General features: G+C 72.6%; 9 protein-coding genes. All 9 read right to left on the reverse strand.

From position 1 onward, the window contains the following. Nucleotides 1–165: 165 nt before the first annotated feature. The 9 genes from ilvC to gatA all read right to left on the reverse strand — a co-directional run bounded on the left by ilvC (nt 166) and on the right by gatA (nt 14,325). On the reverse strand, nt 166–1,161 hold the full coding sequence (ilvC, locus tag P3T41_RS02745) for a ketol-acid reductoisomerase (protein WP_280687335.1): 996 nt from the start codon (nt 1,159–1,161) through the stop codon (nt 166–168). Between the two features lie 100 nt (nt 1,162–1,261). After that, nucleotides 1,262–1,795 (reverse strand): acetolactate synthase small subunit, encoded by a 534-nt coding sequence (gene ilvN, locus P3T41_RS02750; RefSeq protein ID WP_280687336.1) that lies wholly within the window; start codon nt 1,793–1,795, stop codon nt 1,262–1,264. Nucleotides 1,796–1,820: 25 nt separating this feature from the next. After that, nucleotides 1,821–3,674, reverse strand: a complete 1,854-nt coding sequence (locus tag P3T41_RS02755) for an acetolactate synthase large subunit (RefSeq protein ID WP_280687337.1) — start codon at nt 3,672–3,674, stop codon at nt 1,821–1,823. Nucleotides 3,675–4,013: 339 nt separating this feature from the next. Continuing rightward, nucleotides 4,014–7,064 carry an EAL domain-containing protein gene (locus P3T41_RS02760; protein ID WP_280687338.1) on the reverse strand — a complete coding sequence of 1,017 codons (3,051 nt, stop codon included), beginning with the start codon at nt 7,062–7,064 and terminating at the stop codon, nt 4,014–4,016. 287 nt (nt 7,065–7,351) lie between these two features. Then, entirely contained in the window at nt 7,352–10,429 is a 3,078-nt protein-coding gene (locus P3T41_RS02765) for an AAA family ATPase (protein WP_348533622.1), read from the reverse strand. A gap of 176 nt (nt 10,430–10,605) precedes the next feature. Further along, a complete protein-coding gene (locus tag P3T41_RS02770; protein WP_280687339.1) occupies nt 10,606–10,788 on the reverse strand; it encodes a hypothetical protein in 183 nt (60 codons plus the stop codon). Between the two features lie 229 nt (nt 10,789–11,017). Further along, entirely contained in the window at nt 11,018–12,523 is a 1,506-nt protein-coding gene (gene gatB / locus P3T41_RS02775; RefSeq protein ID WP_280687340.1) for an Asp-tRNA(Asn)/Glu-tRNA(Gln) amidotransferase subunit GatB, read from the reverse strand. 72 nt (nt 12,524–12,595) lie between these two features. After that, on the reverse strand, nt 12,596–12,835 hold the full coding sequence (locus P3T41_RS02780) for a hypothetical protein (protein ID WP_280687341.1): 240 nt from the start codon (nt 12,833–12,835) through the stop codon (nt 12,596–12,598). Continuing rightward, complete coding sequence (gene gatA, locus P3T41_RS02785) at nt 12,832–14,325, reverse strand: Asp-tRNA(Asn)/Glu-tRNA(Gln) amidotransferase subunit GatA (protein ID WP_280687342.1); 1,494 nt, start codon at nt 14,323–14,325, stop codon at nt 12,832–12,834. Before gatA ends, P3T41_RS02780 begins: the two co-directional genes overlap by 4 nt. Nucleotides 14,326–14,328 lie beyond the last annotated feature (3 nt).

A 14,328-nucleotide genomic window follows, 5' to 3' on the forward strand; every position in this document is an offset into this window, starting at 1 on the left:
ACGACGCTGTGGGCCTGACGCGCACTCGAAGTGTATCGACGTACAGGGGAGTTGCCTGTGCCCGCGCGGCGAAATCACCCGCACGGGACCAGACGGCTTGTACAGCGGGGGCAGGCTGTGCCTTAGTGGGCAGAGCCTGCCCCCCGGGCAACGCGGGTTGACGCCTCAGGCGTCCTTGACCCAGCTCATGAGCTTGCGCAGCTCCTTGCCGGTGGTCTCCAGCAGGTGCTCGGAGTCGGCGGTCTTGTACTCGTTGTACTTGGGCAGACCGGCCTTGTACTCGGCGATCCAGGTGTTGGCGAAGGTGCCGTCCTGGATCTCGGCCAGGACCTTCTTCATCTCGGCCTTGGTGTCGGCGGTGATGATCCGCGGGCCGGTGACGTAGTCGCCCCACTCGGCGGTCTCGGAGACCGACCAGCGCATCTTCTCCAGGCCGCCCTCGTACATCAGGTCGACGATCAGCTTCAGCTCGTGCAGGCACTCGAAGTAGGCGATCTCCGGCTGGTAGCCGGCCTCGACCAGGGTCTCGAAACCGGCCTTGACCAGGGCGGCGGTGCCGCCGCAGAGGACCGCCTGCTCGCCGAACAGGTCGGTCTCGGTCTCCTCGGTGAAGGTGGTCTTGATGACGCCGGCCTTGGTGCCGCCGATGCCCTTGGCGTAGGACAGCGCCAGCGCGAAGGCACCGCCGGTCGAGTCCTGCTCGACCGCGACGATGCACGGCACGCCGCGCCCCTCGACGTACTGGCGGCGCACCAGGTGGCCCGGGCCCTTCGGGGCGACCATGCAGACGTCGACGTCGACCGGGGGCTTGATGAACCCGAAGCGGATGTTCAGGCCGTGGCCGAAGAAGAGGGCGTCGCCCGCCTTCAGGTTCGGCTCGATGGCCTCCTTGTAGACGTCGGCCTGGATCGGGTCCGGCACCAGGATCATGATGACGTCGGCCTCGGCGGCGGCCTCGGCGGGCGTGACCACGCGCAGGCCCTCCTCCTCGGCGGCGGCGCGGGACTTGGAGCCCTCCAGCAGACCGACCCGGACGTCCACCCCGGAGTCGCGCAGCGACAGCGCGTGGGCGTGGCCCTGGCTGCCGTAGCCGATGACCGCGACCTTGCGGCCCTGGATGATGGACAGGTCGGCGTCGTCTTCGTAGAACAGCTCGGCCACGGTGGAACTTCTCCTTGCGTTGATCGCGTCGGTGCTCCAGCTACCGTACGCGCAGGTGATGGGGGTTCAGCGGAGGCCGCTCAGAGGGTGAGACGGCTGATCAGGCGCTGCGGTCCAGGGCGCGCAGCGAGCGGTCGGTGATCGACCGGGCACCGCGTCCGATGGCCACCAGGCCCGACTGCACCAGCTCCTTGATGCCGTACGGTTCCAGCATCTTCAGCATCGCCTCGAGCTTGTCCGAGCTGCCGGTGGCCTCGATGGTCACGGCATCCGGCGAGACGTCCACGGTCTTGGCGCGGAACAGCTGCACGATCTCGACGATCTGGGACCGGGTCTCGTTGTCGGCCCGGACCTTGACCAGGACCAGTTCCCGCTGGATCGCAGCGGACTGGTCGAGTTCGACGATCTTTATCACGTTGATCAGCTTGTTGAGCTGCTTGGTGACCTGCTCGAGTGGCAGGTCCTCGACGTTGACCACGATGGTCATCCGGGAGATGTCCGGGTGCTCGGTGGGGCCGACGGCGAGGGAGTCGATGTTGAAGCCCCGACGGGAGAACAGCGCGGCGATGCGGGCGAGCACGCCGGGCTTGTTCTCGACCAGGACGGAGAGGGTGTGCTTGGACATGGTGCTCATTCCGTGGTCGAAGTCGAAGGGGCGGTCAGTCGAGGTCGTCGCCGAAGTCGGGACGCACGTCCCGGGCGAAGAGGATCTCGTCGTTGCTGGTGCCGGCCGCCACCATCGGCCAGACCATCGCGTCCTGGTGGACGATGAAGTCGACCACCACCGGGCGGTCGTTGATCTCCATCGCCTGCTTGATCACCGCGTCCAGGTCCTCGGGGCGCTCGCAGCGCAGGCCCACGCAGCCCATCGCCTCGGAGAGCAGCACGAAGTCCGGGATCCGGGTGCCCTGCGGCGGCGGTGCCACGCCGTCGTGCTCGGGGCCCGCGTGCAGCACGGTGTTGGAGTAGCGCTGGTTGTAGAAGAGGGTCTGCCACTGGCGGACCATGCCCAGCGAACCGTTGTTGATCACCGCGACCTTGATCGGGATGTTGTTCAGCGCGCAGGTGACCAGCTCCTGGTTGGTCATCTGGAAGCAGCCGTCGCCGTCGATCGCCCAGACCACCGAGTCGGGCACGCCCGCCTTGGCGCCCATCGCGGCCGGGACGGCGTAGCCCATGGTGCCCGCGCCGCCCGAGTTCAGCCAGGTGGCCGGCTTCTCGTAGCTGATGAACTGTGAGGCCCACATCTGGTGCTGGCCCACGCCCGCCGCGTAGATCGCGTCCGGGCCGACCAGCTCGCCGATCCGCTGGATCACCTGCTGCGGCGACAACTCCCCGGCCGGGGCCGGCTCGTAGCCCAGCGGGTAGGTCTTCTTCCACTCGTTGAGCTTGACCCACCAGTCGGTGTAGTCGCCCTTGCGGCCCGCCTCGTGCTCGGCCTGCACCGCGACGATCAGGTCGGCCAGCACCTCGCGGGCGTCACCCACGATCGGCACGTCGGCCGGACGGTTCTTGCCGATCTCGGCCGGGTCGATGTCGGCGTGCACGACCTTGGCGAACGGGGCGAAGCTGTCCAGCTTGCCGGTCACCCGGTCGTCGAAGCGGGCGCCGAGGGTGAAGAGCAGGTCGGCCTTCTGCAGCGCGGTGACCGCCGGGACGCTGCCGTGCATGCCGGGCATGCCCAGGTGCTGCGGGTGGCTGTCGGGGAAGGCGCCGAGCGCCATCAGCGTGGTGACCACCGGGGCGCCGGTCAGCTCGGCCAGGATCCGCAGCTCGGCGGTGGCGTTCGCCTTGAGCACGCCGCCACCCACGTAGAGCACCGGCTTCTTGGCGTTGACCAGCAGCTTGGCGGCCTCGCGGATCTGCTTGGCGTGCGGCTTGGTGACCGGGCGGTAACCCGGCAGCGAGGTCTCCACCGGCCAGCGGAAGGTGGTGGTGGCCTGCAGCGCGTCCTTGGCGATGTCGACCAGCACCGGCCCCGGCCGCCCGGTGGCGGCGATGTGGAAGGCCTCGGCGATCACCTGGGGGATCTCGGCCGGGTCGGTGACCAGGAAGTTGTGCTTGGTGATCGGCATCGTGATGCCGCAGATGTCCGCCTCCTGGAAGGCGTCGGTGCCGATCGCCTTGGAGGAGACCTGGCCGGTGATCGCGACCATCGGGACCGAGTCCATGTAGGCGTCGGCGATCGGGGTGACCAGGTTGGTCGCGCCCGGGCCCGAGGTGGCCATGCAGACGCCCACCTTGCCGGTCGCCTGCGCGTAGCCGGTGGCCGCGTGGCCCGCGCCCTGCTCGTGGCGGACCAGGATGTGGCGGACCTTGACCGAGTCCATCAGCGGGTCGTAGGCCGGCAGGATCGCGCCGCCCGGGATGCCGAAGATGGTGTCGGCGCCCACGGCCTCGAGCGAGCGGACGAGCGACTGCGCGCCGGTCATCGTCTCGACGACCTGGGGGGCGTCCGCGGACGGGGCGGCCGGGTGGTCCCCGCGGCGGGGGGATGCCGTGTGCTCAGTCATCTGCCTGTCTTCTTTCGCCGGGCGACTGTCCGTTTCAGTCCATTTTCTGGCGAAACGAACTGGCGTTACAACGGTGTTCGGAGGATGTTCACGTCGTACGAGTGCAACAAAAAACCCCTCGTGCCCAGGGCATGCGAGGGGTGGCGCGTCGGCCAATCGTGAGTCGGGCACAGTAGCCCTGGCTCAGCCGACGCGCCCGCCAAGTACGAGAATTCGAGTGCGCATGGCACCGACCTTCCTCCTCGGCGCGGGGCGATGTCAAGCAGGTGGGACGCCGTCTCGGCATCCGGACCCGGGGTGCCCCGCCGACCAGGACTGGTCCGGACAGGTCAGGGCCGGTCAGGGCCGGTGCTCCGGCGGTTCGTGGGCACCGTGGTGGTGCGCGGCCCGGCCGGGACCGGCTTCGCCGCAGCCACCCGATCGGGTGTCGGCGGCGGCGGACAGGTAGGCGCGCCGGGCCGAGACGGCACCGAGCGGGCGCGGCAGCGGGTAGAGCCGGCGGACCAGCGCCCGGCGCAGCCGGAACTCGTCCAGCGGCTGGGCGAAGGCCAGGCCCTGCCCGTGCCGGCAGCCCAGCTCCTGGAGCACCGAGACCTGGCGCTCCTGGTCCACCCCCTCGGCGCCGGTGGCCAGCCCCAGCTCCCGGCCCAGCCGCAGCGCGTGGCCGGCCAGCGCCCGGCTGCGCGGATTCTCGGCCAGCTCCTGCACCAGGGTGCGGTCCAGCTTGAGCGCGTCGAACGGCAGCCGCACCAGCGTGCCCAGCGAGCCGCCGCCGGCCCCGAAGCCGGCCAGCGCGGTACCGACCCCGAGCCGGCGCAGCGCGGCCAGCTTGCGGCCCAGCTCGTCGGCGGCGGCGTCCGAGCTCGTCCGGGCCAGCTCGATCACCAACCGCTCGGGCGGCAGCCCGCAGTCGCGCAGCGCCCCCGCTACGGTCTCGTGCACCCCGGGCGCGCAGAGCCGCTCGGCGGTGAGCCGGATGGTGACCGGGACCACGCCCGCCTGGCCGCGTCCGGCGCTGCCGAGCGCCGCCCCGCGCAGCGCCGCCTCGGCGATCGCCTGCTGCAGCAGCCAGCGGGTGAACCGGCCCGCCGCGTCGCCGGCCTCCGCGCCGCGCAGGAACTCGGCCGGGGTGAGCAGCAGGCCCTGGGCCGAGCGCCAGCGGGCGATCGCCTCCAGACCCGCCACCGCGCCGGTGCGCAGGTCGACCACGGGCTGGTGGAGCAGCGCGAAGCCGCCCTCGCGCACCGCCAGGCGCAGCCGGTCGTCCAGGTCCCGGCGGCGCTCCACCTCGGCGCGCATCGCGGGGCTGTAGAGCACCACCCGGCCCTTGCCCTCGGACTTGGCCCGGTACATCGCGAGGTCGGCGTCGCGCATCAGCTCGTCGGCCAGCGCGGCCACCTCCGCCACCGGCGGCCCGTACGGGTCGAGGTCGCGCGGGCCGAAGGCGATCCCGATGCTGGCGGCGACCGCCAGCTCGGCGCCGCCGATCCAGTACGGCTCGGAGAGCGCCAGCCGCAGCCGCTCGGCCAACTCCTGCACCCGCAGCCGGCCCAGCGGCCCGCAGACCAGCACCGCGAACTCGTCGCCGCCGAACCGCGCCACGGTGTCGCCGGAGCGCACCGTGGCCTGCAACCGGCGGCCGGCCTGCACCAGCAGCTGGTCGCCGACCTGGTGCCCGGCGGTGTCGTTGACCGCCTTGAAGCCGTCCAGGTCGAGGAAGAGCACGGCCACCGTGCCCGCCTCCTGGTACGGGTGTTCGCGCGGGCCCTCGCCACCGCGCCCGCCCAGCGCGGCGCGCAGCCGCTCGGCGAACAGCGCGCGGTTCGGCAGGTCGGTGAGCGGGTCATGGAAGGCGTTGTGCTGCAACTGGGCCTGCAGCCTGACCCGTTCGGTGACGTCGCGGCTGTTCAGGATCAGCCCGTCGCGGTACCGGTTGACGGTGGACTCCACGTGCAGCCACTCGCCGCCACCGGCCTTGATCCGGCACTCCACCCGGGCGCTGGGCTCGGCGCTGCGAGCGGGCAGGGTGTGGGTGAGCTGGCGGGCCAGGCGCTGGCTGCGGGCCAGGAAGCGGCGGACCTCGCCGACCACCCGGTCGGTGTCCTCGGGATGCACCAGGTCGAGCAGCCGGCCGCCGACCAGCTCCTCGGGGTCGCGGCTGTAGACGCCGAGCGCCGCCGGCGAGACGTAGGAGAGCACGCCGTTGGCGCCGGTGATCATGATGACGTCGCTGGAGCCCTGCACCAGCGAGCGGAAGTGCGCCTCCTTCTGCGCCAGTTCCTGGGCCAGCGAGAGGTTGTCCAGCAGCATGATGCCCTGACGGACGATCAGCGCCAGGCCGACAGTGCAGGCGACCACGATCACCACCCGGTCCATCGGATGTCCCCCGAGAGCGTTGTAGAGAATGCCGGCGGTGCAGACGGCGGCCGCGGCGTACGGGGTCAGCGCGCTGAAGGTGGAGGCCACCCGGCGCCGGGGCGTGCCGCCGGCCGAGGGGTGCTCGCGGCTGGGCCGGCCGCGCCGCCAGCGGCTCGACCACGGCGCCGAGGCGAGCAGCAGGCTGCCGGCGAACCAGCCCGCGTCGAGCAGCGAGCCCGAGTGGTAACTGGCCTGCACCGAGGGCGTGGTGAAGAGGCCGTCGCAGACCACCGTGACGGCCAGGCCCAGCATCGCCGTGTGCACGGCGGCCCGGTTGCCGTCCCGACCGCGGAACCGCAGCCCCACCACCAGCGAGACCATCAGGATGTCCAGCACCGGGTAGGCCAGCTCGTGGATCACCCGCACCGGGTCGCCGACCTCGCCCTCGGCCGCGCGACCCAGCGCCAGGCTCCAGCTGAGCGTGAAGAGCGAGCCGGCCACCAGCCAGCCGTCCAGCAGCAGGCAGAGCCAGCCGGCCGCGCCGCGCGGGCGCTGGGCCAGCACCAGCAGGCCGGTCAGGGTGAGCGGGGCGAAGGGCAGGAAGGCGTAGTCGGCGAACGAGTCCGCCGGCAGGGTGGTGCGCTGCACCACCTCGTACCAGCCCCAGGTGCCGTTGCCGACCGCCACGCAGACCGAGGAGAGACCGAAGAGCAGCCAGGCGGGGCGCGCGGACCCCGGCACCGTGCAGCCGTGCGCCAGGCAGGAGAACGCCGCCGCCAACGCCGCGCCGGCCAGCCCGAAGTCACCCATGAAGGTGGCGAGCGAGGGCGAACCCCAGCCGGTGGCGGCGCCCAGCGCGTAGCCGGCGCAGAGCAGGGCGATCAGCAGACCGGGCAGCCGACCGGCCGGCGGCTGCGGGCGGGCCGGTGGCCGGGCCGACGGCCGATCCGGAGCAGCAGCCTCGTGGGGACGGCTCGGCGACGCGACGGCCGGCGGCTCCACGGCCTGGGGCACGACTTCAAGGCGGCTCACCGGGCACCTCCCCCTGCGCGGACGCCGCGGACGCCGCAGACGATGCGGACGCCGCTGACAAGGCGGATAGGACGGACAGGACGGACAAGGCACAGACCGCGGACACCGCGGACAGCACAGCCCGGCAGATACCCCGCACCACTTCGGTCACTCAATGACACACGCACTCAACTTAGAGTAATGGTCCGAGAGTAGGGATATGCACCCGCTTCCACCAGATCGGCCCGGTTGGCCGTAGCGCACGCCCTGGGGCACGCGCGCCGGGGCGCGTGCGTCCGTGCGCCGGACTACGCGCCGCCAGCGGCCGGTACCAGCCCCTCCCGGGGGAAGAGGCGCAGCCGGTGGGCCAGCGCCGCCGCCTCGCCCCGCCCGGAGACCTCCAACTTGGCCAGGATGTTGGAGACGTGCACGCTGGCGGTCTTCGGCGAGATGAAGAGCTCCGCAGCGATCTGACGGTTCGTCCGCCCGTCGGCCAGCAGCCGCAGCACATCGGTCTCCCGGGGCGTCAGCTGGAACGCGGCCGGGCCCTGCGGCGCCGGCTGCGGCTCGGCGGGCCGCAGCTGCCGGGCCACCCCGGCCCGTTCGGCCAGCCTGGCGATCTCGCCGCCCAGCTCCCGATCGCCACGCCGCTCGGCCAGCTCGGCCGCCTCGCGCAGCAGTTCGCCGGCCTGCTCGCGCCGGCCGGCAGCCGCCGCCGCGCCGCCCGCGCCGAGCAGCGCGAGGGCCAGCGGATGGGGCAGCCCGGTGGCGCGCAACGGTTCGATGGCAGCCGCCCAGTGCGCCGGGGTGTCGCTGCCGGTGGCCCGGGCCGACTCGGCCTCGGCCAGCCGCAGCCAGCCCCAGTGCAGCGGCGCCAGCGGTCGCAGCGCGGCCAGCTCGGCGGCGATCCGGCGCAGCACCTCGGGGCGGTCCGGATCGGCGGCGGGCAGGCCACGCGAGTCGGCCTCCACCGCGGCGGCCCGGGCCAGCAGCGGCAGCAGGAAGCTCGCCCGGGACGACGGCGCCAGGTCCAGCGCGGCCAGCAGGGCGGCCCTGGCCTCCAGCGGGCGCCCGGCCCGGCCGGCCAGGTCGATCGCCAGCCGGGCGTTGGGCAGCGCGTGCTGCGACTCGTGCCGCTCGCCCGCCCTGGCCAGCGCCAGGTGCTCCTCGGCCGCCGCGAGATCGCCGCGCAGCAGCGCGAGTTCGCCGCGCAACCGGTACAGGAACGGGTCGTACGCCTCGGGGCGGCCGTCGCCCTCCCAGCCGGCCAGCACCTGGGCCGCCTCGGCCGGGCGGCCGACCAGCAGCAGGCACTCGGCCACGTTGCCGGCCAGGATCGCCCCGGTGTTGCGCAGCAGGCCGAGGTCGCCGGCCACCGCCAGGCCCTCGCGGGCCAGTTCGAGGGCCTCCTCGGCCCGGCCGAGCTGGGCGAGCAGGCTGGCCAGGTTGTTCAGGCCCCGGGTGATCAGGTCCGGGACGCCGAACCGGCGGGCCCCCTCGATCGCCTCGCGCAGCATCGCGATGCCCCGCTCGGGGTCGCCCAGTTCGGTGTAGAGCGAGCCGAGGGTCATCCGGGCGAACAGCTCGACGCTGGTCGCGCCGACCTCGCCGGCGATCGCCACCGCCTGCTCGGCGACCTCCAGGTCGGCCTCGGTGGCGTACTGGAGCAGCGCCTGTCCGGCCGCCAGCGCGTACACGTCGGCCTTGACCGCGGACGGCGCCATCGCCTCGACCAGGCGCAGCGCGTGCGCCAGCTCCTGGTCGCCGCCGGTGCGGTTGAGGTGGCCGAGCATCCGGGCCCGGTTCATCCGGAACCAGGCGGCGCGCAGCGGGTTCTCGGCCTCGTCCACCAGCTTGAGGGCCCGCTTGGCCAGGCTCAGGCCGCGGTCCCGGTCACCGGCCCGGCGGGCCGCGACCACCGCCTCGGCCAGCACGTCGACCAGGCGCAGCCGGTCGCACTCGGGCACGCAGGCACCCGGCGCGCAGCAGCACGGCGGGTAGGTCTCGGCCCAGTCGTGCGGGCGCAGGGTGGCCCGCAGGGTCTCCTCGGCGACCTCGTCCCACAGTTCGATGGCCCGCTCCAGCAGGCTGAGCTGCTCGGCGAAGGCGTTGCGCCGCCGGGCCGCCCGGGCGGCGTCCAGCGCGCAGGGCAGCGCGCGGGCCGGATGGTGCGCGTGGTACCAGTAGTTGGCCAGCCGGGCCGGGCGCTGGTCGCCGCCGACCAGGGCCGGATCGGCCTCCAGGGCCTCGGCGAAGCGGCGGTTGATCCGGGTCCGCTCGCCCGGCAGCAGATCGTCCGAAACCGCCTCACGGACCAGCGCGTGCCGGAACCGGTAGCCCTCGCCGTCCTTGTCCGGCTGCAGGATGTTGGCGCCGACGGCCGTGCGCAGGGCGTCGAGCAGTTCGTCCTCGGGATCGTCCAGCACGGCTTCGAGCAGCTGGTGTTCGATCCGGGAGCCGCCCTCGGCGGCGATCCGCACCACCCGCTGGGCCTCCTCAGGCAGTGCCTCCACCCGCACCAGCAGGATGTCGCGCAGCGAGTCGCTCAGCCCCACCGAACAGCCCTCCTGGTGGGAGCAGGCCAGCTCCTCCACGAAGAACGGGTTGCCCTCGGAGCGCCGGTGGATCCGGGTCACCAGCTGACGGTCCGGCACCTCGATGCCCAGGATGCCGGCCAGCTGGGCGGCCACCTCCTGGCGACCGAACCGGTCCAGCTCCAGCCGGTGCACGGTGCGCTGGCGCTCCAGCTCGGCGAGGAAGGGGCGCAGCGGGTGGCGGCGGTGCAGGTCGTCGGTGCGGTAGGTGGCCAGGATCAGTACCCGGGACCGGTGCAGGGTGCTGATCAGGTAGCCGAGCAGTTCCCGGGTGGAGCGGTCGGACCAGTGCAGGTCCTCGATCGCCAGCACCAGGGTGCGCTCGGCGCTGAGCCGCTCGAAGAGCCGGCCGATGTGCTCGAACAGCCGGGCCCGGCCGTACTCGTCGTTGGGTTCGGTGTCGGCCTCGCCGAACTCCGGGAGCAGCCGGGAGAGCTGACCCTCCATGCCCTCGGCGGCCTGCTCCAGCTCCGGGCCCAGGCGCCGGTAGAGCCGGCGCAGCGCGGTGACCAGCGGGGCGTACGGCAGGCCCTCGGCGCCGATCTCCAGGCAGTTGCCCAGCATGGTCACGGCACTCGCCCGCTCGTCCCGCTCGGCCTGGCAGAGGAACTCCTCCAGCAGCCGGGTCTTGCCCACCCCCGCCTCGCCGCCGACCAGCAGCGCCTGCGGCTTCCCGGCGGCGGCGCGGCGCAGTGCGGCGGTGAGCGAGGCGATCTCGCTGCCGCGGCCGACGAACACAGGACTGACCGAGATCTGCTCCACGGCGCCGAGCATCCCACAGAGCAGTGTCACGGACCGAACGGTTATCGAGCCGGCCTCACTCGTCGACTGCGCGGCCGCCGGCGGCGCGGACACCGACGGGTCGGCGGACGTGAAGCGGGGAGGGACGCCGTTGGCATCCCTCCCCCGCCGGTGCGCGGTGCGCGGTTCCGCTGCTCCCCTCGTGGCAGCGGAATCCGGCAGTCCGCTCAGCACTCGCCGAGACGGCCCTGGCCCGCCGGCCGGCGCGGACCCGCGGTCGGCCGCAGCGCCCGGCGCGCCCGGGCCGCGCGGTTGATCCGGCGGGCCTCGGCCACCAGCCGCTCGTGCGCCGCCATCTCGCGCAGCTCGGCGCCGCGGTGCTGGACGATCTGGTACTGGAGCTCGTTCATCTGCGTTCCCTCATCCCTCGTTCTCGCGCGTCGTTCGCGATGCCTCTCGCGCCTCGTTCGCGATACCTAGAGCCTCCTCTGCCAGGCGGGGACGGGGCATCGGCAGCTTGCCGGATCTTGCGGGGCGTCAGCTCCTTAGGAAGCCGGCGGGAACGCCGAAAGCGCTGGTGGCCGCCCCTAAGGAGGGGCGGCCACCAGCGCTTTGGAGGTCCTTAGAGCGGGCCCGGGCCTAGGCGGCGCCGAGCTTCTCCAGGATGAGGTCCTTGACCTTCGCCGCGTCCGCCTGGCCGCGGGTGGCCTTCATCACCGCGCCGACCAGAGCGCCGACTGCGGCGACCTTGCCGTCGCGGATCTTGTCGGCGATGGCGGAGTTGTCGGCGATGGCCTGGTCGACGGCCGCGCCCAGCGCGGAGTCGTCCGAGACCACGGCCAGGCCGCGGGCGGCGACCACCTCGTCCGGCTCGCCCTCGCCGGCCAGCACGCCCTCGATCACCTGGCGGGCCAGCTTGTCGTTGAGCTTGCCCTCGGCCACCAGCGCGCAGACCCGGGCCACCTGGGCCGGGGTGATCGGCTGCTCGGCCAGCTCGATGCCGGTCTCGTTGGACCGCCGGGCCAGCTCGCCCAGCCACCACTTGCGGGCCTGGTCGGCCGGGGCGCCGGCCGCGATGGTCTGCTCGATCAGCTCCACCGCACCGGCGTTGAGCACCGACTGCATGTCCAGGTCGGACAGGCCCCACTCGGCCTGCAGCCGGGCCCGGCGCACCCGGGGCAGCTCCGGCAGCTCGGCCCGCAGCTCCTCGACCCACTCCCGGGCCGGGGCGATCGGGACCAGGTCGGGCTCCGGGAAGTAGCGGTAGTCCTCGGCGTTGTCCTTGATCCGGCCGGCCGTGGTGGAGCCGTCCTCCTCGTGGAAGTGCCGGGTCTCCTGCACGATCGTGCCGCCGTCGCCGAGCACCGTGGCGTGCCGCTGGATCTCGAACCGGGCGGCCCGCTCCACGCTGCGCAGCGAGTTGACGTTCTTGGTCTCCGAGCGGGTGCCGAAGGTCTCGGTCCCGTTCGGGCGCAGCGACAGGTTGACGTCGCAGCGCATCTGGCCCTTGTCCATCCGCGCCTCGGAGACGCCCAGCGCCTTGATCAGCTCGCGCAGTTCGGCCACGTAGGCCTTGGCCACCTCGGGCGCGCGCCTGCCGGCGCCCTCGATCGGCTTGGTGACGATCTCGATCAGCGGGATGCCGGCCCGGTTGTAGTCCAGCAGCGAGTGGGTGGCGCCGTGGATCCGGCCGGTCGCGCCGCCGACGTGGCTGGACTTGCCGGTGTCCTCCTCCATGTGGGCGCGCTCGATCTCGACCCGGAAGGTCTCGCCGTCCTCCAGCTGCACGTCCAGGTAGCCGTTGAAGGCGATCGGCTCGTCGTACTGCGAGGTCTGGAAGTTCTTCGGCATGTCCGGGTAGAAGTAGTTCTTCCGCGCGAACCGGCACCACTCGGCGATCTCGCAGTTGAGCGCCAGCCCGATCCGGACGGCCGACTCGACGCCGATCGCGTTCACCACCGGCAGCGAGCCGGGCAGGCCCAGGCAGGTCGGGCAGGTCTGCGAGTTGGGCTCGGCGCCCAGCTCGGTCGAGCAGCCGCAGAACATCTTCGTCTTGGTGCCCAGCTCGACGTGGACCTCCAGGCCCATGACGGGGTCGTAGGAGGCGAGTGCGTCGTCGTAGGAGACCAGGTTCATGACGCTCACAGCGTCCCCTTCACTAAAAGACTTGGGAGGTACCGGTCCGGCCCCGCGCACGGGGCCGGACCCGACGGGGCGTCAGCCCGCGAGGACGTCGTCGCTGCCCAGCTGGCGCAGCTCACGGACCAGCAGCAGGGTGCCGGTGAGCAGCGCCGCGGCACCTACGACGGCGTTGGCCAGCAGCAGGGTGTCGTTCTCGCTGCGGGCCTTCCTGAATTCCTTGACGACGCCCAGTGCACCGAAGGTGCTGGTGCCGATGGACAGCCACAGGCCGGGCTTGGTGTGCTTGAAGCCTTTGGCCTTCTCTAGCTTGCTCACAGTGCCGGTGCCTCCTCCAGCAGGGGGTGACCCCACTTGTCGTTGAGTGCGGCCTCCACGGCGCCGCCCACGCGGTACAGGCGGTCGTCCGCCATCGCGGGTGCGATGATCTGCAGGCCGACCGGGAGATTGTCCTCCGGGGCCAGCCCGCAGGGCAGTGACATGGCCGCGTTGCCCGCGAGGTTCGAGGGGATGGTGCACAGGTCGGCCAGGTACATCGCCATCGGGTCGTCGGCGCGCTCGCCGATCGGGAAGGCGGTGGTGGGGGTGGTCGGCGAGACCAGCACGTCGACGTCGGCGAAGGCCTGGTCGAAATCGCGCGAGATCAGCGTGCGGACCTTCTGGGCCGAGCCGTAGTAGGCGTCGTAGTAGCCCGAGGAGAGGGCGTAGGTGCCCAGGATGATCCGGCGCTTGACCTCGGGGCCGAACCCGGCCTCCCGGGTGAGCGCGGTGACCTGCTCGGCCGAGGCGCTGCCGTCGTCGCCGACCCGCAGGCCGTAGCGCATCGCGTCGAAGCGGGCCAGGTTGGAGGAGGCCTCGCTGGGCGCGATCAGGTAGTAGGCGGGCAGCGCCAGGGTGAAGGACGGGCAGGAGACCTCGACCACCTCGGCGCCCAGCTCGCGCAGCAGCTCCACGCTCTCGTTGAAGCGCTGCATCACGCCGGCCTGGTAGCCCTCGCCGGCGAACTCCTTGACCACGCCGATCCGCATGCCGCGCACGTCGCGCAGCTTGGCGGCGGCGACCACGGCCGGCACCGGAGCGTCGATCGAGGTGGAGTCCAGCGGGTCGTGGCCGGCGATCGCCTCGTGCAGCAGCGCCGCGTCCAGCACGGTGCGGGCGCACGGGCCGCCCTGGTCGAGCGAGGAGGAGAAGGCGATCAGGCCGTAGCGGGAGACCGAGCCGTAGGTGGGCTTGACGCCGACCGTGCCGGTGACGGCGCCGGGCTGGCGGATCGAGCCGCCGGTGTCGGTGCCGATCGCCAGCGGGGCCTGGTAGGCGGCCAGCGCGGCCGCCGAGCCGCCGCCCGAGCCACCGGGGATCCGGGACAGGTCCCAGGGGTTGCCGGTGGTGCCGTACGCGGAGTTCTCGGTGGAGGAGCCCATCGCGAACTCGTCCATGTTGGTCTTGCCCAGGATCACCACGCCCGCGTCCTTCAGACGGGTCGTCAGGGTGGCGTCGTAGGGCGGGATCCAGCCTTCGAGGATCTTGGAGCCGCAGGTGGTCGGGACGCCCTTGGTGGTGAAGACGTCCTTCAGCGCGAGCGGCACGCCGGCCAGCGGGCCGAGCTCCTCGCCCTTGGCGCGCTTGGCGTCCACGGCGCGAGCGGCCGCCAGGGCGCCCTCGGTGTCCACGTGCAGGAAGGCGTTGACCTTCTTGTCGACGGCGTCGATCCGGTCCAGGTGGGCCTGTGCCACCTCGACGGCGCTGACGGTGCCGGCGGCGATCGCCGCCGCGGTCTGCGCGGCGGTGTGCTTGATCAGGTCGGTCATCGC

This window comes from Kitasatospora sp. GAS204B (assembly GCF_029892155.1).
GTDB lineage: Bacteria > Actinomycetota > Actinomycetes > Streptomycetales > Streptomycetaceae > Kitasatospora.

Coding starts and splice junctions, on each gene's coding strand:
- gatA (WP_280687342.1), bottom strand. CDS start 14,325: ATGACCGACCTGATCAAGCACACCGCCGCGCAGACCGCGGCGGCGATC.
- P3T41_RS02755 (WP_280687337.1), bottom strand. CDS start 3,674: ATGACTGAGCACACGGCATCCCCCCGCCGCGGGGACCACCCGGCCGCC.
- ilvN (WP_280687336.1), bottom strand. CDS start 1,795: ATGAGCACCATGTCCAAGCACACCCTCTCCGTCCTGGTCGAGAACAAG.
- P3T41_RS02770 (WP_280687339.1), bottom strand. CDS start 10,788: ATGAACGAGCTCCAGTACCAGATCGTCCAGCACCGCGGCGCCGAGCTG.